General features: G+C 57.1%; 20 protein-coding genes and 2 tRNA genes. 5 read left to right on the top strand and 17 right to left on the bottom strand.

What is annotated here, in order from left to right; translation table 11 throughout:
* The first annotated feature begins 8 nt into the window (after positions 1–8).
* Positions 9–782, top strand: a complete 774-nt coding sequence (locus EP166_RS20385; RefSeq protein ID WP_127560585.1) for a 1-acyl-sn-glycerol-3-phosphate acyltransferase — start codon at positions 9–11, stop codon at positions 780–782.
* On the opposite strand, the gene EP166_RS20380 is transcribed toward EP166_RS20385, so the two are convergent.
* A complete protein-coding gene (locus EP166_RS20380) occupies positions 779–1,690 on the bottom strand; it encodes a bile acid:sodium symporter family protein (protein ID WP_246026367.1) in 912 nt (303 codons plus the stop codon). The two genes, EP166_RS20385 and EP166_RS20380, sit on opposite strands and share 4 nt — an antisense overlap.
* A gap of 238 nt (positions 1,691–1,928) precedes the next feature.
* Here EP166_RS20380 and EP166_RS20375 point away from each other — a divergent pair, with 238 nt between their 5' ends.
* Positions 1,929–2,891 carry a patatin-like phospholipase family protein gene (locus EP166_RS20375; RefSeq protein ID WP_246026366.1) on the top strand — a complete coding sequence of 321 codons (963 nt, stop codon included), beginning with the start codon at positions 1,929–1,931 and terminating at the stop codon, positions 2,889–2,891.
* A 134-nt stretch (positions 2,892–3,025) separates the two neighbouring features.
* Here EP166_RS20375 and EP166_RS20370 read toward each other — a convergent pair whose 3' ends face one another.
* Positions 3,026–4,318, bottom strand: a complete 1,293-nt coding sequence (locus EP166_RS20370; protein ID WP_127560583.1) for an MFS transporter — start codon at positions 4,316–4,318, stop codon at positions 3,026–3,028.
* Between the two features lie 158 nt (positions 4,319–4,476).
* On the opposite strand from EP166_RS20370, the gene EP166_RS20365 reads away from it, so the two are divergent.
* The gene (locus EP166_RS20365; RefSeq protein WP_127560581.1) at positions 4,477–4,665 is read left to right on the top strand and encodes a YgaP family membrane protein; all 189 of its coding nucleotides are present in this window, start codon (positions 4,477–4,479) and stop codon (positions 4,663–4,665) included.
* 13 nt (positions 4,666–4,678) lie between these two features.
* Here EP166_RS20365 and EP166_RS20360 read toward each other — a convergent pair whose 3' ends face one another.
* The gene (locus EP166_RS20360; protein ID WP_246026365.1) at positions 4,679–5,689 is read right to left on the bottom strand and encodes an ABC transporter permease; all 1,011 of its coding nucleotides are present in this window, start codon (positions 5,687–5,689) and stop codon (positions 4,679–4,681) included.
* Between the two features lie 17 nt (positions 5,690–5,706).
* Entirely contained in the window at positions 5,707–6,585 is an 879-nt protein-coding gene (locus tag EP166_RS20355) for an ABC transporter ATP-binding protein (protein WP_127560579.1), read from the bottom strand.
* A 458-nt stretch (positions 6,586–7,043) separates the two neighbouring features.
* Between EP166_RS20355 and EP166_RS20350 the strand changes: the two genes are divergently transcribed.
* The gene (locus tag EP166_RS20350; protein ID WP_164744038.1) at positions 7,044–7,832 is read left to right on the top strand and encodes a DnaT-like ssDNA-binding domain-containing protein; all 789 of its coding nucleotides are present in this window, start codon (positions 7,044–7,046) and stop codon (positions 7,830–7,832) included.
* Positions 7,729–8,523 carry a replication protein P gene (locus tag EP166_RS20345; RefSeq protein ID WP_127560575.1) on the top strand — a complete coding sequence of 265 codons (795 nt, stop codon included), beginning with the start codon at positions 7,729–7,731 and terminating at the stop codon, positions 8,521–8,523. Before EP166_RS20350 ends, EP166_RS20345 begins: the two co-directional genes overlap by 104 nt.
* A gap of 74 nt (positions 8,524–8,597) precedes the next feature.
* Here EP166_RS20345 and EP166_RS20340 read toward each other — a convergent pair whose 3' ends face one another.
* From EP166_RS20340 to tpiA, 13 genes are all read right to left on the bottom strand, one after another.
* Positions 8,598–9,794 (bottom strand): SH3 domain-containing protein, encoded by a 1,197-nt coding sequence (locus EP166_RS20340; RefSeq protein WP_127560573.1) that lies wholly within the window; start codon positions 9,792–9,794, stop codon positions 8,598–8,600.
* Positions 9,795–9,955: 161 nt separating this feature from the next.
* Positions 9,956–12,100: a polyribonucleotide nucleotidyltransferase gene (gene pnp / locus EP166_RS20335; protein WP_246026364.1), complete on the bottom strand. Its 2,145-nt coding sequence runs from the start codon at positions 12,098–12,100 to the stop codon at positions 9,956–9,958.
* A gap of 324 nt (positions 12,101–12,424) precedes the next feature.
* Complete coding sequence (gene rpsO, locus EP166_RS20330) at positions 12,425–12,694, bottom strand: 30S ribosomal protein S15 (RefSeq protein ID WP_127560569.1); 270 nt, start codon at positions 12,692–12,694, stop codon at positions 12,425–12,427.
* 378 nt (positions 12,695–13,072) lie between these two features.
* Entirely contained in the window at positions 13,073–13,702 is a 630-nt protein-coding gene (locus tag EP166_RS21720; RefSeq protein ID WP_342775665.1) for a tRNA pseudouridine synthase B, read from the bottom strand.
* Positions 13,675–14,079, bottom strand: a complete 405-nt coding sequence (locus EP166_RS21715) for a hypothetical protein (RefSeq protein ID WP_342775664.1) — start codon at positions 14,077–14,079, stop codon at positions 13,675–13,677. The genes EP166_RS21720 and EP166_RS21715 overlap by 28 nt, the downstream gene beginning before the upstream one ends.
* Positions 14,080–14,082: 3 nt before the next feature.
* Positions 14,083–14,526: a 30S ribosome-binding factor RbfA gene (rbfA, locus tag EP166_RS20320; RefSeq protein ID WP_127560567.1), complete on the bottom strand. Its 444-nt coding sequence runs from the start codon at positions 14,524–14,526 to the stop codon at positions 14,083–14,085.
* A 281-nt stretch (positions 14,527–14,807) separates the two neighbouring features.
* Complete coding sequence (gene infB / locus EP166_RS20315; RefSeq protein WP_127560565.1) at positions 14,808–17,396, bottom strand: translation initiation factor IF-2; 2,589 nt, start codon at positions 17,394–17,396, stop codon at positions 14,808–14,810.
* 19 nt (positions 17,397–17,415) lie between these two features.
* Positions 17,416–18,915 (bottom strand): transcription termination factor NusA, encoded by a 1,500-nt coding sequence (gene nusA / locus EP166_RS20310; protein ID WP_127560563.1) that lies wholly within the window; start codon positions 18,913–18,915, stop codon positions 17,416–17,418.
* A gap of 57 nt (positions 18,916–18,972) precedes the next feature.
* Positions 18,973–19,434: a ribosome maturation factor RimP gene (rimP, locus tag EP166_RS20305; protein WP_127560561.1), complete on the bottom strand. Its 462-nt coding sequence runs from the start codon at positions 19,432–19,434 to the stop codon at positions 18,973–18,975.
* A gap of 416 nt (positions 19,435–19,850) precedes the next feature.
* Positions 19,851–19,927 (bottom strand) — tRNA-Met (locus tag EP166_RS20300).
* 261 nt (positions 19,928–20,188) lie between these two features.
* Positions 20,189–20,275 (bottom strand) — tRNA-Leu (locus EP166_RS20295).
* A gap of 27 nt (positions 20,276–20,302) precedes the next feature.
* Positions 20,303–20,644: a preprotein translocase subunit SecG gene (gene secG / locus EP166_RS20290; RefSeq protein ID WP_181952738.1), complete on the bottom strand. Its 342-nt coding sequence runs from the start codon at positions 20,642–20,644 to the stop codon at positions 20,303–20,305.
* A 3-nt stretch (positions 20,645–20,647) separates the two neighbouring features.
* Positions 20,648–21,403, bottom strand: a complete 756-nt coding sequence (gene tpiA / locus EP166_RS20285) for a triose-phosphate isomerase (RefSeq protein WP_127560559.1) — start codon at positions 21,401–21,403, stop codon at positions 20,648–20,650.
* Positions 21,404–21,407 lie beyond the last annotated feature (4 nt).

Here is a 21,407-nt window from a genome sequence, read left to right as displayed (position 1 = left end):
ACACAACAATGCTTGATCACTGGCCCGCCCCCGTGCGCCGCACCCTGTTTAAACTGGTCGGTGTTAACTGGGCCGAGCAATTACTGAACGATGCCTGGCAAACTGGCAATGGCGACCTGCACGGCATGCTCGACACCCTGTTGCGCCGCAACCAATTTTCGCTGACTGCGGAGAACACCGACCTGCTCGATGACCTGGGCAGTTGCATTGTTGCCGGCAATCATCCGCATGGTCTTTTTGACGGGCTGGGTCTGGCCTGGCTGGCCAGTCGAACCCGGGTGCCGACGCGCATCATGGCGCGTAATTTTCTGAATGTGTTTGGCCCGCTGCGCAAAGTGTTTCTGTCGGTCAACCTGGACAGCGAACGTCGCTCTCTGGGTGGCAGCAAAACACTGGCAGCCGCCAGCCAATGGTTGCAGGAAGAGGGACGACTGGTCATTACCCCGGCCGGCGGACTAAGCCAGGCACGGCCTTTCTGGCGGAACGCAACAGACCCGGCCTGGCGCACCGGCATCATTCGGCTGGCCCGCGAGACCAACCGCCCCATTGTACTGGTCGATGTGCAAATGCCACGCGCGCCCGTGCGCCAACTCCTGCATCGCATTCACCCGGTGTTGCGCGCGGTTGTACAGGTATGGGCGTACCGGCTGGGCAGGCACCAGCGCATCCACATGCGGGTCGTCGAGGTGATAGCGGTCGAAGACCTGCCGTCAGAGTGCAGCCTGGCAGACCAGGCAGTCTGGTTGCAAAACCGGTTGCAGCTGGCCCAACAGACCGGTTAAACCAACCCGATACCGAGTTGTGGGGGGCGTCGTGACCAGAAGGCCGACAACAACAACCCGCTGACCAGATGCCAGACACCCCAGAACGCGGTAATCAGCATCATGCCACCGAGATTCGGATAGAACGAAAACAGGATAATGAGCCCGAGACCCGAATTCTGAATGCCGACTTCGAGAATGACCGCACGCCGCTGGTCTTCAGGCAGCCGGGCCCAGGTGGCTGCCGCCCAGCCAAGGCTGAGAGCCAGAGCGTTGTGCAATATGACCAGGCCGGCAAAGGCCGTGGCGTGTTCGACAAAAAGCCCGCCATTGCGTGAAAAGGCAATACCGACGAACACCAGAAAAATCAGCAGCGAGACCCAGCGCGCCGGCTTGTCAGCGCGCGCCGCAAAACCCGGGAACTTGTGACCCACCAGCATGCCCAGTGCCAGTGGCACCCCCAAAACCCAGCCAATCAACTGCACCATGGCCAGCGGCTCGACGTTGATGGCCTGGACAATGGCCCGGGTTTCCGGTGCCAGGGAAGCGTAAAAAGTGAAGTTCAATGGGGTCATGACGATTGCTGCGAGCGACGAAATGCCGGTCATGCTCACCGAGGTGGCCACATGGCCACGGCTGAGAAAGGTGATGATGTTCGAGAAACTGCCGCCCGGACAGGCTGCGACCAGAATCATGCCCAGTGCCAGTGAGGGATCCAGAGACAATGCACGGGTAAAAGCGTAAGTAGCGGCCGGCAACAGGACAAACTGACAGACCAGGCCAATCACCGGGGCTTTGGGCGACTTCAGCACATAACGGAAATCGCTCATTTTGACCGACAAGGCCGCGCCAAACATCATGATGGCCAGCATGAAGTTCAACATATCGAGACTGGAAGGATCGAACTCAATCTGGACTGAATCTAACACTCAGGACTCCTAAACGGGGTGTTTCAGGGCAAACAACAATGAACTGACCTTTATTCTTCAACGCTTCAGCCTCAGTGCCGGCAGCTCATTCAGCGTAGCCTAACAGTGTAGCGTTGGTCTGGGATAACGACTATCTCTAGAGGCCTCGGAGGGTAGCAATTCAACAATTTGGCTTCATACTTTACCTCGAACAGGCTTCCCGCCTTATTCAGAATATGGGAACCAAAGGAGCACTCTCGTGAAGTCAGAAAAAACCGTATCGCTGGTACTTGGAAGTGGCGGCGCCCGAGGTATGGCTCATATTGGCATTATCCGCTGCCTCGAAGACCGCAATTACAAGATAACCAACATCGCGGGCGCCAGTATCGGCGCCCTGGTCGGCGGATTTTACGCGGCCGGCAAACTGGACCAGTACGAACGCTGGGTCTGCGCTCTGGAACGTACCGACGTGCTGCGCCTGCTCGACCTCTCCTTCAACGGCGGTGGCCTGTTCAAGGGCTATAAGATCATGGAGGTTCTAAAGCGCCAGGTCGGCGATGCGCAAATCGAGAACCTGCCCATCGAATTTACCGCCGTTGCGGTCGATATCGAACGCCAGCGGGAGATCTGGCTCAACGACGGCTCACTGTTTGAAGCCATCAGAGGTTCCATCGCCATCCCCTCTGTCTTCAAGCCGCACCCCTACCGGGGCATGATGCTGGTCGACGGCGGCGTACTGAACCCGGTGCCGATCGCCCCCACCCTGCGCACCCAGACCGACCTGACCATAGCAGTCAACCTAAACGGCCGCGCTGACATGCTGGGCAGAATGGAAAAGGCGAAACACAAGAAACCGGTCAGACTCTCCGAAGAGGCGCAGAATACGGTACACCGCGCCATCAACCGCTTTATTGACCGCTGGTGGTCCGAAAAAGCCGACACCACGGAACCCCAGAATCAATGGAGCATGCTGGAACTGATGAACCGCTCCATCGACACCATGCAGAACACCATTGCCCACATGAAGCTGGCTGCACACCAGCCCGATGTTCTGATTGAAATTCCACGGGGTGTCGGGGGTCTGTTCGACTATCACCTGGCGAGCGAGATGATCGAGGATGGCTACCAGCTGTGCGCCGCCGCACTGGACCGCTACGAGGCCAAGCAAGGCTTTGCCGACCTGACTGACGAAGAGATTGAAGTCGGCACCGACGAACTGTAGGGAGGTTCTCCAAGTCAGACTCTCCGTTATGGCTGGCTAGGTAGCACTGGCCAGCAGCGGCCACCTGGGATACCCCTGTGGGTAGTCCAGGCAGCCACTGCTTAACTCTACAGCTGATCCCAGAGCTATAGCGCCTAGGCCGACTCCCGGTCCTCGTTGCGGCGCTCTTCGGGTGCGCCTACATCCTCTTCAGACTCGGGGTGCAGTGGCAGTACGTTGGGCGAGGTACGCACCATGGCCACATACTGGCTTTCGTGGTCTTCCGGACGTTCGATGATGCGTGAGCGAATCAGCTGTATGCTCAGTATCAGACTGAACAGCGCCAGGGTAATCAGGTAATAGGCCGGCAAGCCACCAGCGCCCAGATACTCAAGCGCCAGCCCCGCTGCCGCAGGCCCGATGAATGACCCGAGGCCATAGAGCATCAGCAAGCCACTGGAGCCGGCAACCAGATGGTCCTTGTGAATCCGGTCGACCAGGTGGGCGACTGATATCGGGTAAACCGCCAACACCAGCCCACAGAACAGGACCGATAGCGCCGTCATCAGAGTGCGTTCAACCGGTAAATACCAGGCGCTCAGCGCCATCGCCAGTGCCAGCAGAGTACCGAGCACGAAGGTCACCAGAATGACACGGCGCCGATCCATCCGGTCCGACCAGCGCCCAACCGGGTATTGAATCAGCGCACCGCCGAGAATCGACAGGGAAATAAAGGCCGCCAGCTGATTTTCGGTATAGTCAAGGCCGGCCACGAACAACGGTGTTAGCCCCCAAAAAGGCCCCATGATCAGGCCAGATACCACCACGCCCGTCACCGCAACGGGCGCGGCATCAAACAACTTCAAAATACTCATCGACGGCATATCCACAGGCACATGAGGCTGCTGCAGACGCGTCCAGGAGACCGGCATGATGGCCGCGGTTACCAGAAAACTGGCCAGCACGAACAGGGTGTAGCTGGTGGCGCTGTCGATGCGTAGCAACTGCTGGGAGGCCGCAATCGCCACCAGATTCACCAGGGTATAGATCGAAAACACCCGGCTGCGGTAGGCATCCTGAGTCTGGCCGTTCAGCCAGCTCTCGATCACCGTATACATCACGAACACACCGAACCCGGTAAAGAACCGGATCACCAGCCAGGCCAGCGGCGAAATAATCAGCACATAGGCCAGAATGCTGCAGCCCAGTAAGGCCGTGCAAAAGGTGAAGCAGCGGATGTGCCCCATCCGCTTAATTAAGGTCGAGGCCAGTAACGTGGCCACCAGCGCCCCAAGAAAGTAGACCGACGTTAGAATACCCAGATACTGTCCGGAGAAGCCTTCAGCGACGCCGCGCAAAACAAGCAGAGTACTCAGCAGGCTGTTGCCCAGCAATAACAAACAGATGCCCAGAAACAGGGCCATGATTGAGACCAGAATTGAACGCATACCACTTCCGTACGGCTTTGGAACAGGGATTGAAACCCGGCAGTATAGACTAAACCGGGGCGAATCAAGCACGCTAAAAGACGACAAGATTGAAGGCAGGTGACAACGTCTTAAATCACCTATATATTAGATTAAACTAATCAAAAGGAGTCACCGCTATGAAGATCAATATGGGCACGACCGACCGCACGCTTCGTCTGATCGCTGGCATCATTCTCATCGCGCTGGGGCTCACTGGCGTCATCGGCTGGTGGGGCATCATCGGCGTCGTCTTGGTGGCCACCGCCGTTGTGCGGGTTTGCCCAGCCTACCTGCCGTTTGGGCTGTCGACCTTGCGCAAAAAATAACGGCCGACACAGGTCAGCGGTGATCGCTGTCCCAGTTAAACAACAGGGCGGCGACGCCCAGAAACAAGGCTGTCATCCCGACCAGGATCAATAAGTGATCGCTCACCTGCATCAGGCTGGCGCCTTCTGTCGTTATCTCCCGGGCGGCGCTCACCAGATGGGTCAGCGGCAAAGCATTGGCGAGGGATTGCACCATGGGCGGTGCTCCTTCCAGCGAGAACCAGACTTGCGACAAGCCCATCATCGGCCAGGTGGCCATGTTCATCAGCCCGCCCGTCAGCTCCTCGCTGCGCGACCGACTGGCCACCGCCAACCCGAGTGAAATCAGTGCCAGGGCGCCTATGAATAGCGTCACCAACAAACTGAAGGCGCTGCCCAGCATCAGCGTCGACAGGGCCCAGTGACTGCCGAAGTAGATGATCGACGCCACCAGCATGACGGTCAGAAGACGCGACAAAATTTGCGCCGACACAAACTCGAACGCCGACAGCGGCGTAGCTTTAAGCCGCTTCAAAACGCCATTCTTGCGGTAGCGGACAATCGCATAGCCAACCCCGAACAGCGAACTGAACATGATGTTCATGCCGATGATGCCGGGCAGTACCCAGTCTACGTAACGAATCGGCTCGCCCTGCACCACACGCCGGTTGAATTCCGGGTCAGCGTTTACGAGCAACCGTTCGGCCACATAGCCATTACGGCTCTCTTCATTGACCCAGTAGAGCTGACGGTCAAGATCCAGAACCAGGTCGATCTGGTGCCGCCGGGCCCGATTCAGCGCCTGGTCCAGCTCCTCGTAGGGCACAAACTGAATGTGGCTGAGCTGCATGAAAGCCGGGCGGGAGATGTAGGCATCATGCTCACTGATGACCCCAACCTTGAACATCGGCATGCCCTGGCCAAAAATAAAATAAAAACCAAACACCAGCAGAAACGGAAAGGCAAAGTTCCACGCGAGGGAACTGCGGTCACGCCAGAACTCCTTGTTGCGAGCATTAAAGACGGCCAGCAGACGGCTCATCATTGCGAGTCTCCTTATGATCAGGCGCGTAGGGCATGGCCGGTGAGTTTAAGAAAAAGATCGTCCAGATTGGGGCTTTTAACCTGCAACCCTGTCAGCGAAACCTGAGCGTCGGCAAGCTGGCGTACCGTGGCGTCCACCGCGGTTGTCTGAATCTCGACCCGCTCCCGGTTTATCAGCATGTCAAAGGGCAATGTCTTCCCGTCGACCGCCGAGGCGGGCAAGTGCACCATAACGCCCTCAAAATGGCGATCCAGCAACTGCGCCGGAGACCCGCGCTCGACAATGCGCCCCTGATCCATAATGGCAATGTCATCGCAGAGGGTTTCCGCCTCGTCCATATAATGCGTGGTCAGCACAATGGTCTTGCCACGGCGCTTAATGGCTTGCACCAGCTCCCAAAAATTCCGGCGCGACTGCGGATCCAGCCCGGTCGTCGGCTCATCCAGAAACACCAGATCCGGATCGTTAATCAGCGCCAACGCCAGCAACAAGCGCTGACGCTGGCCACCCGACAATTTGCGCGCATCCCGGTTGAGAAACTCACCAAGTGAACACAGCTCGACCAGCTCATCCCGATCAATGGTTTTCGTATAGAAAGCAGCAAACAGCTTCAAGGTCTCGGCTACTGTCAGATAGTCCTGCAGGGCCGTATTCTGAAACTGAATACCCACCCGCTCGAACGCCTTGCGTGATGCCGGTTCGCCAAAGAGCCTCACTTCGCCCGACGTGGGTTTGCTGATGCCTTCCATCATTTCAATGGTGGTGGTCTTACCCGCACCGTTCGGCCCCAGAAGCCCGAAGCATTGACCCTTGGCCACTGAAAAACTGATGCCATCAACGGCCGTAAGCTGTTTGTAGCGTTTCACCAGATTGTGAATACTGAGAAGATCGGTCATTGCAACGCCTTGTTTATGAACTGATGCAGAGTTTACCCCAGCAGCAAGCGACGGCTACCGGGGTTGCCTCAGTGGGGGAGTCCGCAGCATGGACTAAAACGCCAGGAGCGTTTTAGCATGAGCGAAGCGAGCCCAAAGGGTGAATCCCATAGAAGGGATTCATATCCTGCGGCCTAGGCTCCACGGATGGATTGAGTGGGCGGCATCCCGCCCGACCCCACTGGGGCAACCCCGGTGGCCGGCGCGACCCAATGCCACCTGCCAATAGCTGCCGCAGGTTATCCTGCAATGGATTCGTCCGCTATAGCCGATAAGTCATTCCCGCCCGGGGGGTGCCAGTGCTAGACTGGCCAGTCTGCATTTAACCGACATCGGGACCGCCCAACTGACCGCGGCGCACTAATCCCGGTGACGGCTTTAACCATTGAGGACTCTGTGTGATCCCTGAGAAAGTATTAGTGGTCTCTCCCGCCCTGGCGGAAACCCTGGGATTGGAAGAGGCGCTATTGTACCAACTCCTGACGGAAATGGCCCTGCTGCTCGGGTCACGGGTCACCCTGACCGAACACCATCGACAGCAGCTGCTACCCTTCTGGAGCAGCGCCCAGCTCAGTGCCGTATTGCGCCGGGTTCAGGCACAGGGGCTGCTGACTGTGCATAACGAAGACCCCTGGCATGTGCACCTGGAAGACCTCGACGACAGCCTGGTGCCACCCGAACCCTGGCCTGATGCGGGAACGGACGCCAATCCGGCAGAGGCCATACCGGTCGAACGGGTTCCGGTTAGAAGCATGAACCGGACGGCTCCTGCGCCAGACACGGGCAGCGCGCCGCAGCCAGGCATGAACGATGCCCGGCGCCGCAATCAGATGCAGGATGATCTGGCCTATCTGAAGCCCGAAAAACCCGACATGAACTCCGTGCGCGCCGAACGCACCCGCATGCATGCAGACTGGGAGCCCGGCCCCGAATTTCCCGGGTTGCTCTCGTTTCACGATATTCCACTGACCTATGCATTGGCGGAACTGCCAAAATTCAGACAGTATTATCAGGACAAAGACAGAGCCGAATTCAGCTGGGATGTCCGTTTCCTGAACTGGGTCCAGCGTTCCTGGCACGATCAACTGAACAACAAGGGCCGACATGAGCGAACCCAACAACACACCCAAGAGCCTGCAAACCCTGCTCGCGAAAAACGGGCTAAAGTCCGGGAAGCTCTCCGCAACATCCGGGACACCGACTGGTAGCGGCGGCGCGCTCGACCACGAAACCAAACTGCTGGTCAACATGATTTTCGCCCGCTTCCACCATATCTATACCCACAAGTTCGAGAGCGCCTACGGCGATGAATCGACCCTGGCACTGGCCAAACGGGAATGGGCCTACAGCCTGGCCGGAACACCAGCGCATCTGGTGGAGTACGCTCTGGAACGCTGCAAACTCGAATTTGCCTGGCCTCCGACCATTGCTGACTTTGTTCAGCTTCTGCAACCTCAGCCTGAAGCCCTGGGGTTGCCAGGCATTCGCGATGCCTACCTGGAGGCTTGCCAAAACAGTCACTCACCGGCCAACCGGCGCTGGTCGCATGCGGCCGTGCACCTGGCGGCGCGGGATGTCGGTTTTTTCAGAATGCGCACAGAAGCCGAGCGTCACAGCTGGCCACCGTTTGAAAAGGCGTATCAGGAAAGGGTAAATCAGGTGGCGCGCGGCGACGAGCTGGAGGTCAGCGAACCGGCCATCGCCCTGCCCGACCCGGACACCAGTGCGGAACTGAGCCTGGTCAACACACTCGAACAGGCCGGTGTTGAGGCGCCGGTCGCCTACAAGCTGGCCTACTATCTTGAGAAACCACCGGGTTCAGAGGTGAGGGAACGGTACCGGGAACACAGCCGCCAGCGGCTGGACGAGCTTGGCGTGACGGTCACGTTGCCGGCATAGTGTCTTAACTGGCGCCGCGACCGCCTAACCGATCGGTGTTCGTTCTTTCACTGGGCTTCAAGCCGTACTCGAGCTCAGTTTACGGGTTCCATGAATCGGCTGCTGGCATAACCCACGCGGCCCTCGACCCGAATCCGGTTCCAGGTCCCCTGGGAGCCTTCAGGCTCCATCCAAACCCGTGCACCCTCTCCCAGCTTGATGATGACATCAGACTCAGTGGAGGGTGCCTCACGCACGTTCAAAATCGACGCGGTTACTTGCATCAGAACGTCAGGCTCATCAATGACCGGTTCAGTGGCTGAGTCCGTACTTGGCACGGTTTCCGGTTCCGATTGTGACGCCAGACTCTGCGGCGACGCGTCACCATCGGGTGCCAAGACGGTTTCCTCAGGGGCGCTGACAACGGCAACGTCTTCCTCCCCGACAGGTTCATCCTCTGGTGGCGTTAGCGAAGTCGCCTGATCAGAGCTTGCCTCCGGCAAGGTTGACTGATCCAGCGTGCTGGCACCCAGCACCGATTCGGACGCCAGGCTTCCTTCGGGCTCTTCCGCAGAGGCGGCCGGGCTAGTCGCGGGTAATGGCGCACCCTGATGCGACATTCTCGGGACCGGCTCACGCCCCAGCTGCGGCGGCCCCCAGACCAGAAACGCCAGGCTGCCCGCACCCACCAACAAACCGGCGACAAAGGCGCTGGCTAGCCGGAAACCGCCGCCGCGTCTGCCATCGTCAACATTACTGGTCCGCCGAATTGGGTCGCTCATGCCGTACAAGCGCCATTCGATTCGATCAAGATAACGCGGATCTTCAGGAAGCAGTGGGGCGAGTGTCCCTTCGGCAGGCTGCTGTTCAAGTTCTTTTTGAACTTTTTTGCCAATATCGAGGATATGAAATTCAGGCACTTTCAGAACCCGGCCAAGCAACCGCAGTGCCAGGGGTACATGACTGGGCAGGTCATGATTGACCAGCAACAGTCGCCAGCAACTTTCGATCAGAAAAGGCAGTTGTTCTTTCGACAGCGTAGACGACAGCCATTGCAGGGCCTGCACATGATCGTCGATGTCCTTTTCTTCGAGGAAGATGCGCCAGCGCTGATTTAATTCGTCGTCGGTATAGGGTAGAGCTTCTCGCAGGGTGGCTTCCAGGTGCATTTCACTGGTGGGGTAGACGAACGCAAGCCATTGCAGCGCAAGATGCACTGCAGCCTGGGTTGAGTCAGGGTGGTGCACCCAGAACCGGGGCGTGTCCATGTCGGGGCTCGTTGCTGATGTCATAGTTCCGACATTCAACCACTGGATGAGCCGGTGCGCAACCGCCTTAAACGGCTTTACACCGGGCCGTCGCTTCGTCAGGGCGGCGCTTGCCAGGCGCATTCACCCATAAAAAAGCCCCGAACCAGTCGGGGCTTTTGCATTGGGCTTAATTAAGCCGGTGGTTATTCTTCAACAATGACCGCGTCAGCGTCTTCGAAGCCCGCCTTCTCTTCGGCAGTCACTTCACGCATGGACAGCTTGACCCGGCCACGGTTGTCGACATCGAGAATCTTGACGATGACGGTATCGCCTTCGTTGATCTCGTCAGTCACCTTGGCAATGCGGCGATCGGCGATCTGGGAGATGTGCACCAAACCATCCTTACCCGGCAGGAACTGCACGAATGCGCCGAAATCAGCGATCCGCACGACCTTGCCCTGGTAGACAGAACCGGGCTCTGGCTCGGTCACAATCGACAGGATCTTGTTGCGTGCCGCCAGGGCAGACTCTTTGGTCGGGGCATACAGACGCACGGTGCCGTCGTCCTGAATGTCGACCTGGGCACCGGTTTCTTCAACGATGGCGCGAATGGTTGCGCCACCCTTGCCGATCACGTCACGGATCTTGTCGGTATCGACTTTCATCGTATCCATAGTCGGGGCGTTGTCAGACAGCTCAGTACGCGAGCTGGAGATCACATGCGCCATTTCACCCAGAATGTGGGTGCGGGCTGCATGTGCCTGCTCCAGAGCGATCTCCATGATCTGCTCGGTAATGCCCTGAATCTTGATGTCCATTTGCAAGGCAGTCACACCAACATCGGTACCCGCGACTTTAAAGTCCATGTCACCGAGGTGGTCTTCATCGCCCAAAATGTCGGTCAGGACGGCAAAGTCATCACCTTCCTTGACCAGGCCCATGGCAATACCGGCCACCGGACGCTTGATGGGTACACCAGCGTCCATCATCGCCAGAGAGGCACCACACACAGAGGCCATTGACGATGAACCGTTCGATTCAGTGATCTCAGACACGACACGCATGGCGTAGGGGAACGTCTCTTCGTTCGGCACCAGCGACAAAATGCCGCGCTTGGCCAGACGACCGTGACCAATCTCACGACGGCCTACGCCGCCCATGCGACCTGCTTCACCTACGCTGAACGGAGGGAAGTTGTAGTGGAACATGAAGTTGTCGGTCATGGTGCCGTGCAGCATGTCTTCCATCTTGCCGTCACGCAGGGTGCCGAGTGTAACGGCGACCAGTGCCTGGGTTTCACCACGCGTAAACAGCGCCGAACCGTGAGCACTTGGCAGAACGCCGACTTCGACTTCGATCGGACGTACGGTTTTGTTGTCGCGGCCATCGATACGCGGCTCACCCTTAACGATGCGGGCGCGAACCAGTTGCTTCTCGATCTTGGCGAACACACCTTTGACATCATCGGCGGAAGGCTGACCTTCTTCGTCACCGGCCAGTGCTTCAACGACCTCGGCTTTCAATGCCGACAGCACGCCATAACGTTCCATCTTGTCAGACACCTGGTAGGCATCGGCAATGCGGGTACCATACTGGCTGCTGATCTGCTCGATCAGATCAGTCTTTTCGGCCGCAGGGGTGAACTCCCACTTAGGCTTGCCGTTTTCAGCCGCGAAGGCTTCAATGGCGGAAACGGCCTTCTGGTATTCTTCATGGGCGAACAGCACCGCGCCCAGCATCTGGTCTTCAGTCAGCTCATCGGCTTCGGATTCAACCATCAGTACGGCATCTTTGGTACCGGCTACGACCATGTTCAGGCGTGAGGTTTTCAGCTGGGTGTAAGTCGGGTTCAGCAGATACCCGTCGTCATCGGTATAACCGACGCGTGCCGCGCCGATCGGACCGGCAAAAGGCACTCCGGAGATGGCCAGGGCCGCAGAGGTGGCCAACATGGCACAGATATCCGGATCATCTTCCTTGTTGGCAGAGACGACGTTCAGCACAACCTGAACTTCGTTCATAAAGCCTTTGGGGAACAGCGGACGAATCGGACGGTCGATCAGACGCGAGGTCAGCGTCTCTTTCTCTGACGGGCGGCCTTCACGCTTCAGGTAACCGCCGGGAATTTTACCGGCAGCGTAGTATTTTTCCTGATAATGCACTGACAGCGGGAAAAACGGCTGGTCAGGACGGGCTTCTTTAACGGCAACCACGGTAGCCAGAACAACGGTCTCATCGATGGTACACAGAACGGCACCGGTAGCCTGACGGGCGACGCGGTTGGTTTCCAGGGTGACGGTTTTGCCACCAAACTCGAAGCTGTGTGATTTGGGTGTTAAATGACTCAATGGAGTCTCCTTATGATCGATCATTGTCAAATGGACGCCGATCCCAACGATGCTTCTATCACTGGGCTTTACGGTGGCGCTTCAACAGCGCGGCAAAGCCCAGTGATAGAAGCTCCTCAGGCGGGGTGTACCCGGCACTGGGAAGATATCGTTGTTCACGGTTGTCCTGATGTTTCACTGCCATTTGGCCATGCGACAGGTGCCAGGCACCAGCAGACCAGTCAACAGCAAGGGGGAGTCTAGCAACCTGCGAGGCAAACAGGGAGCACAGTGCAGAAATGACAAGGGCCCCTGACAGGAGCCCTTGAAACACGAAGCTTACGCTTAGCGACGCAGACCGAGACGCTTGATCAGGCTGGCGTAACGGGAAACGTCTTTGCGCTTCAGGTAATCCAGCAGCTTACGACGCTGGTTGACCATACGAATCAGACCACGACGCGAGTGGTGATCTTTACCGTGCTCTTTAAAGTGGCTCTGCAGACCTTCAATGTTCTTGGTCAGCAGGGCAACCTGGACTTCGGGTGAACCGGTGTCGCTCTCGCTGCCACCAAATTCTTTTACCAATTCTGCTTTTTGCTCGACAGTCAATGCCATGGTACAAACTCTCCACGAATATGCGTCAATGTGAAATGGCCACCGTGCATATTAACAGTGACATTCCAGCCCCGGCCGCAAAGGCCGAAACCGGGCGGGATTATACATGACACTTCACCAGGAACAAAGCGGTGCCGTGGCTGGGACAGTTCTGTAGCTGTGGTCCGCGGAGGCTGCCGGTTATGCCTCTGTGGGGTCGGCGTGGACCCGTCCATGGGGCCTAGACCACAAGATATGAATCCCATCCATGGGATTCACCCTTCGGGCTCGCTGCGCTCATGCTAAAACGCTCCTGGCGTTTTAGTCCATGTTGTGGACTCCCCCACAGAGGCATAACCGACACCCTCCGCTCGTCTTTGGTGGCTTTACTCACCTGCTCTATGATCCGCTGGCGACCAACCGTAATGGTTGTAGAAGACTATCAGCCACCACCTCTCCCACACCAAGAAAACGACCACTGTCGTCGTCTTTGACGCGATATTGCCCTGGCTTAAGGTCCAGGCCATCGCTGACCGGGTTGCCGTGGCTGAAGCGCCGTGTCTGGCCTTCGGTAAGGGTGGTGACAGGCAGGTCGACAAGCAGGTCGTCGAGGCTGAAGAGGTGCCGGTCGAGGGCTTCGGGGCCCTTTGCTTCCTGTTCGCTGATCAGCGCATCCAGCGGCACGGCGTTGTCCAGTGAGAACTGGCCGTGCTTGGTGCGTCGTAGCGCCGTGATGTGTGCGCCGCAGCCCAGAGCCTGGCCAATATCATCGACCAGGGTGCGAATGTAGGTACCTTTGGAGCAGTGCACGTCCAGTACCAGCTCATCATTCGTCAGGCTGACCAGCGTCAGACTGAAAATGGTCACTGGCCGGGGCTCCAGCTCTATGTGCTTGCCTTCACGGGCCAGCTCATAGAGCTTTTTGCCATCCCGCTTGAGCGCAGAATACATGGGGGGAATCTGTTCGATATCGCCGGTAAAGCGCTCTGCCAGCAGCGCCTCTACCTCAGCAACATCGAGTTCGGGCACCGGGCGGGTTNCTGTTCGATATCGCCGGTAAAGCGCTCTGCCAGCAGCGCCTCTACCTCAGCAACATCGAGTTCGGGCACCGGGCGGGTTTCGGTGATTTCGCCTTCGGCATCAAGGGTATCGGTGCGTTCGCCCAGTTTGGCAACCGCTCGATAGGCCTTATCGGCTTCCAGTAAAAAACGGGTAAATTTTGTCGCTTCACCCAGGCAGAGGGGCAACAGACCCGTTGCCAACGGGTCCAGCGCACCGGTGTGACCGGCTTTTTGCGCCTGGAACAACCAACGCACCTTTTGCAGCACACCGTTTGAAGACCAGTCCGATGGCTTGTCCAGCAAGATGACGCCGTCGATGGCGCGTCCTTTTCTGCGACGTGCCATGAATCAGGACGGGTCTTTATCTGAAGACGGCTCGTCTGAAGAGTCATCATCAGCACCGTCGTCGATGTTTCTGGCTTTATCCTGACGCACGGCTTCGTTGATCAGGCCGGACAGGCGCGCACCCGACTCCAGTGTTGGGTCGTAGTGAAAGCGCAGCAGCGGCATAACCCGCAGTTTGAGTTCGCGTGCCAGTATCGTGCGTAAAAAGCCTGAGGCCTTGTTCAGCACGGCTTCCTGCTCACTGCGTTCGATATCGGCTTCGGCACTTTCGCCGAATACCATGCAGGTAAAATAGATGTCGGCGTAGGACAAATCCTTGCTGACCTTAACGTCGTTCAGGGTCACCATGCCGAGGCGCGGGTCCTTCACTTCCTGCTGGATAATCACCGACAGGTCACGCTGCATCTGGTCGGCAATACGCCGGATACGACTGTTTTCTTTGGCCATGATTTGGCCCTCTTGCAAATAGGGGAAATAACTCGGTTTATAACTCAAGTTTCGGCGCTCGCACCAAACCAAGTGCCAGCTGTCGGGTGTACCTATCCGGGGTAGTCCGCAACATGGATGTTGCGGCCTAGGCCCCATGGATGGGTTAACGCCGACCCCGGATCGGTACACCCGGTGGCTGGCACGAGCCTTTGGCACCAAACCAAAACCGAGCGCCGAAACTTGACTCTATAAAGCAAACAACCCCGGACAAGCCGGGGTTGTCAGGAACTCAAGACGCATTAATCATCGATGGTGCGCGCAAATTCCTTAACATCAAAGACTTCGATCTTGTCACCGGCTTTAACGTCATTGTAGTTCTTGACGCCAATACCGCATTCCATGCCCTGACGAACTTCCTGGACATCGTCTTTGAAGCGACGCAGGGATTCCAGCTCGCCTTCATAGATGACCACTTCGTCACGCAATACACGAATGCGCTTGCTGCGGTGCATGGTGCCTTCGATGACCATACAGCCGGCCACTTGCCCGAACTTGGGCGAGTTGAAGACATCACGTACTTCAGCCAGGCCGACAATCTCTTCACGCAGATCCGGCGACAACAGACCGTTCAGTGCGGCTTTGACATCGTCGATCAGGTTATAGATCACGTTGTAGTAACGCAGATCCAGACCTGCCTGCTCGATCACTGTCCGGGCTTTACCAGTGGCGCGCACGTTGAAACCGAAGACAACCGCCTGCGAGGTAATCGCCAGGTTGGCATCGGACTCAGAAATCGCGCCCACACCGCTGGCAATCACGTTCACCTTCACTTCTTCGTTGCCCAGTTTCTGCAATGAAGCAGTCAGGGCTTCGAGTGAGCCGCGAACGTCGGTCTTCAGTACCACGTTCAGCACTTTCTTGTCTTCAGAACCCATACCCTGGAACAGAGCGTCGAGTTTCGCCGCCTGCTGCTGGGCATGTGCCGATTCCTTGGTGCGCATGGAGCGCATCTCAGCAACTTCACGTGCCGAACGTTCGCTTTCAGAGACCACAAACTCGTCACCGGCATCCGGCGTACCATTCAAGCCGAGAATCTCGACCGGAATAGACGGACCAGCTTCCTCGATCTGTTTGCCGGTTTCATCCAACAAAGCACGCACTTTACCGTAGAAAGTACCGGCCAGAACCACATCGCCTTTCTTCAGACGACCAGACTGAACCAGAACGGTGGCAACAGCGCCACGGCCCTTGTCGAGGCTCGATTCCACGACAGTACCCTTACCCGGGCCTTCGTGGTGTGCTTTCAGCTCAAGCACTTCGGCCTGCAACAGAACCGCGTCGAGCAGCTCGTCGATGCCCTGACCGGTATGCGCCGACACCTGAACGAACTGGGTGTCACCACCCCAGGACTCAGGGATCACATCGCGCTGTGACAGCTCGTTGATCACCCGGTCCGGGTCAGCCGCTTCCTTGTCCATCTTGTTGATGGCCACGATCAGAGGAACACCGGCAGCGCGGGCGTGTTGAACCGCCTCTTCGGTCTGCGGCATCACACCGTCGTCTGCGGCGACAACCAAAATCACCACGTCCGTTGCCTTGGCGCCGCGGGCACGCATAGCGGTAAAGGCCGCGTGACCAGGAGTGTCCAGGAAAGTAATCATGCCTTTGTCAGTTTCAACATGGTATGCCCCAATATGCTGGGTAATACCACCAGACTCACCGGATGCAACACGAGTACGACGAATATGGTCGAGTAAGCTTGTCTTACCGTGGTCAACGTGACCCATGACGGTTACAACAGGTGCGCGAGGTGACTCTTCACCGCTGTAGCTGACCTCCATCACATCGTCTTCCATGGCGTTTTCATTCACCACGGTATACTTGTGCCCCATTTCCTCGATCACCAGAATCGCGGTGTCCTGATCGATGGCCTGGTTAACCGTCACCATGACGCCCATCTTGAACAGGATCTTAACCACTTCAGCGGCCTTAACCGACATCTGACTGGCCAGCTCAGCCACGGTAATGGCTTCACCCAGTTGCACTTCGCGCACTACGGGTGCGGTCGGACGCTCAAACTGGTGATCGCGCTTCTTGTTACCACCACGCTTGGCGCGACGGCGACGACCCATGCCATCTCCATCGTCCAGGGCCGACAGCATTTGCTGATGCTTGTTGCCGCCACGACCGGTGTTAACGCGCTGCGCCACTTCCGCTTTCTTGCCGCCCTTTTTGTGACCGGCCTTGCGGCTGTCTGCTGCCGGGCCATCGTCCACCCGCATCGGGCGTTCAGCCGTCTTGTGCTTTTTCTTGTCGGTGGTGCGGTCTTCCTTGGCCATTTTGGCCTCGGCGTCCGCCACCGCCAGTTGCGGATCAACCTCTTCCTCAACTTTCTTCGGCTGTACTTTTGAAGTGCGTGCCTTTTCAGCTTCGCGTTTCGCCGCTTCCTCGCGCGCCTTCTCTTCGGCAGCACGTGCCCGTGCTGCTTCAAGCTTCGCGTCTTCTTCGGCACGACGACTGGCCGACGTATCGGCAGTCGTCACTGGGGCCGCCGCTTCAGTCGGTGCTGCATCGCCGCTGCCTTCAACGGCATCGCGCTTCATGTAAGTACGCTTCTTGCGCACTTCGATATTGACCGTCTTGCCACGACCACCACCACTGGTCTTCAATGTAGTGGTGACCTTGCGCTTCAACGTGATCTTCTTGGGGGCTCCGCTGTCTTCACCGTGACTTGTTTTCAAATACGTCAACAGTGTCTGCTTCTGGTCATCATTAACCGCTTCGCCCTCAGACTTTTGCGGCAGACCAGCATCGCTCATTTGTTTCAATAAACGATCAACGGGTGTACCAACGCTTTCCGCCAGTTGTTTAACGGTGACTTCTGCCATGGATTCCTCCTACCCGTGATTACTCATTCTCAAACCAAGGTGCCCGTGCTGCCATAATCAATCGGCCAGCCCGTTCCTCGTCCATATCATCGATGTCCATCAGGTCATCAATACTCTGTTCCGCTAGATCTTCCATCGTGGCGATGCCTTTGCTCGCCAACAGGCGGGCCAGATGCTCATCCATGCCGTCCAGGCTCAGCAAGTCGTCACTGGGTGTTGCGGAATCCAGTTGCTCTTCACTCGCCAGTTCCAGCGTCAGTAACATGTCTTTTGCACGCTGACGCAGTTCGGTCACGATGTTTTCGTCGAACCCTTCAATGCCAAGCATTTCCTCTAGAGGTACGTAAGCGACCTCTTCCAGTGTGGTGAAGCCTTCTTCTGCCAGAATGGCAGCAATGTCTTCATCGACATCCAGCTTCTCTTCAAAATAGGTAACCAGGCGACCGGCTTCCTCTTCCTGTTTCTCGTCGGCTTCTTCCTCGGTCATCACGTTGATCACCCAGCCAGTCAGTTCACTGGCAAGCCTTACGTTCTGTCCACTGCGGCCAATCGCAATGGCCAGGTTGTCGGCCGCAACCGCGACATCCATGGTGTTGGTATCTTCATCCATCACGATGGAGGCAACTTCAGCCGGTGCCATGGCGTTAATCACCAGTTGGGCCGGATTGTCGTCCCACAAAATGATGTCGACACGCTCATTGTTCAGTTCGTTCGATACCGCTTGTACACGCGAACCACGCATACCGACACAGGCACCCACCGGGTCGATACGACCGTCATTGGTTTTCACCGCGATCTTCGCGCGAGAGCCAGGGTCACGGGCACATCCGCGAATTTCGATCACTTCTTCCTGAATTTCCGGCACTTCAATGCGGAACAGTTCGATCAGCATGTCGTTGCTGGCGCGGCTCAGTTCAAGCTGCGGGCCACGGCCTTCAGCACGAATGTCCTGCAGCACAGCGCGCACCCGGTCACCGATGCGGAAGGTTTCACGCCCGATCACAGATTCACGCGGCATGACAGCTTCAGCGTTGTTGCCCAGGTCGACAATAATGTTGTCACGAGTCACTTTCTTGACCGTGCCCAGCACCATTTCACCAACACGCTCACGGTATTGCTCAACAATTTTTGCCCGCTCGGCTTCACGCACTTTCTGTACGATGATCTGCTTCGCTGCCTGAGCGCTGATGCGGCCAAATTCAGCGTTCTCGATCACCTCTTCGTAGGTGTCACCCTCTTGCAATGTCTTGTCGACTTCATGGGCTTCCTGAGTGGTCCATTCACAACCCAGGGTTGGAACGCCATCATTGCCCATCACAGTCCAGCGACGAAAGGTCTGGTACTCACCGGTCTTGCGGTCGATCACAACGTGAATGTCGATCTCGCCTTCTTCATCTTCGTCGAAGCGCTTCTTGGCAGCGGCTGCCAGGGCCAGCTCCATGGCATCAAAGATGACCTCTCGGGACACACCTTTCTCATTCGCTACTGCGTCCACGACCAGGAGAATTTCTTTACTCATCGTCTCAGCCTCTTGTTTGCCGGGCGGTTGACCGGGCTTTCCTTTCGGTTAATCGGTTTATTGCTTGTCAAAGTTCGGTATCAGGTTGGCTTTGTCGATGCTTTCGATCGGCAACAAATAGTCCATACCATCAACGGTCACGCAGATGTCCTGATCCTCTATTGCGGACAGCACACCTTTGAATTTACGACGCCCTTCAAACGGCGCACGCAAACGCACCTGAACCCACTCACCCAGATACGCTGAAAACTGCTCCAGACTGAACAAAGGACGATCCATACCCGGGGAGGAAACCTCCAGGGTGTAGTTCTGACTGATCGGGTCTTCAACATCCATCACCGCGCTGATCTGGCGGCTCACTTCCGCGCACTGATCCACATTGATCCCCTCTTCGTGGTCAATGTACACGCGCAGGGTGCTGTGTTTGCCCTGTGCTGAGAACTCCAGACCCCAGAATACAAACCCCAGACCAGTAATTACCGGTTCCAGCATTGCATTCAGTTCGTCGACCTTTGCCATTCAAACCCCTCTGTGAGCCCGGCTGCCGGGCCTGACTGTTGCCAGTGGCGCAGCCACTGACGTCTATTCGATGTTGTCGTGCCCTTAACTGACTTTTTCAGAGCCAAAAAAAGGGCAACTTTGGAACCAACGCCTTCCGTTGGCTCCGCAGGCCCAGATCGATAACACTGAGATCCCAACGGTTCCGCACTCGTGCGGTTCACGCAGGTGAGCCTCAAAACACAAAGCTCTACGGAAAACCGACCGGCCTGCTAACAAAAAGCCCCTGCTAGGAGGGGCTTCAAGTCGTGGTCTCGCAGACCAGTCTATGAGTCGGAAGGCCCTCTGGCTTCCGAGGGTCTGCAGACCCTACAACATACCTATCCTTGTATGTTGTTCGGTGAGCGCCAATGATATACGGCTGCTTCACCTGAATATGGTAGCGGGGGCAGGATTTGAACCTACGACCTTCGGGTTATGAGCCCGACGAGCTACCAGACTGCTCCACCCCGCAATAAACCTGTGTCACCTTACTATTCTGAGACCAACCGGGTCGGACTCATAAACCGAAGGTCGGTGACTCCCTTCAGCTTTTGCAGGATAGGGAGCCCGACGAGCTACCAGACTGCTCCACCCCGCAATAAACCTTCATAGAACCTCGAGGAATTCACACTCCTCAGGCGGCGGCATTATAGGGATGCCCCGCCCGACTTTCAAGGCAAAGCCCGGAAAGTCCCCCAAAAAGAAAAAGGCCTGCTCGCACAGGCCTTTTAAGTGGTGCCGACGACTAGACTCGAACTAGCACGGGCATAAGCCCACCACCCCCTCAAGATGGCGTGTCTACCAATTCCACCACGTCGGCAAAAGCGCTCCCCGGCCGGGCTATTCCTTACTCGGCCGGTATATCCAAAGTATTCTGTTCGGGTGCGACTGGCGCTTCCTCGGTTTGCTCAACCGCAGGAATATCCAATCCCAGATCATCAAGACCTTCGGCTTTTTGCTTGGCAATGTACGCCAAACCAAAACTGGTCAAAAAGAAACCGGTCGCCAATATGGCGGTGGTACGGGTCAGGAAGTTGGCACTGCCACCACTGCCGAACACGGTTTGCGAGGCACCGCCACCAAAGGAGGCCCCTGCATCGGCGCCCTTGCCACGCTGGATCAGTACGAAACCGACAACACCCAGACCCAGCAGAACATGAACCACCAACACCAAATTTTCGATAGCCATTCGTTAAACCCCTTTCGCAGCCTGACAGATCGCAACAAACTCGTCGGCGAGCAGTGATGCTCCCCCTACCAGCCCGCCATCAATGTCGGGTTGCTGAAACAATTCCTGTGCACTGGACGCCTTAACACTGCCGCCATAGAGCACCCGGCACTTCCCGGCAACAGACTCGGACGCCTGCGCCAATAAACCTCGAATAAACGCATGTACCGCCTGAGCCTGTTCGGGCGAAGCGGTCTTACCGGTGCCTATTGCCCAAACGGGCTCATAAGCAACAACGATCGTCGCAAACGCTTCGATGCCAACGACATCCAATACCGCCTGCAACTGGCGACCGACGACGGCTTCCGTCTGATCAGCTTCGCGCTCGGCGAGCGTCTCGCCGACGCAAAGCATCGGCACTACACCAGCAGCCAGAGCTGCCTGGACCTTCCCGGCGACAACGCTGTCGCTCTCAGCGAAGAGCTCACGGCGCTCGGAGTGGCCCACCAAAACGTAGTCGGCCCCAAAATCCTTCACCATTCCCAGTGAAATCTCACCGGTATAGGCCCCTTTCTCAGCAGCATGGACATTCTGAATACCATATCGAATGCCACTGCCGGCGACGGCCGACGCTACCTGATCCAGGTAAACAGCAGGAGGAAACACAACAGCATCGACCGCTGCGGTATCGATTCCCTGTACAAATGCCGTCAACAAAGCGCTGTTAGCAGCCTTGTCGCCATTCATCTTCCAGTTTGCGGCTACCAGTTTGCGTCGCATGCCT

Origin of the sequence: Saccharospirillum alexandrii, assembly GCF_004000275.1 — a bacterium.
GTDB classification, from domain to species: domain Bacteria; phylum Pseudomonadota; class Gammaproteobacteria; order Pseudomonadales; family Natronospirillaceae; genus Saccharospirillum; species Saccharospirillum alexandrii.
The sequence above is the reverse complement of the archived record's forward strand: the minus strand, read 5'-3'. Positions and strand labels throughout refer to the sequence as shown.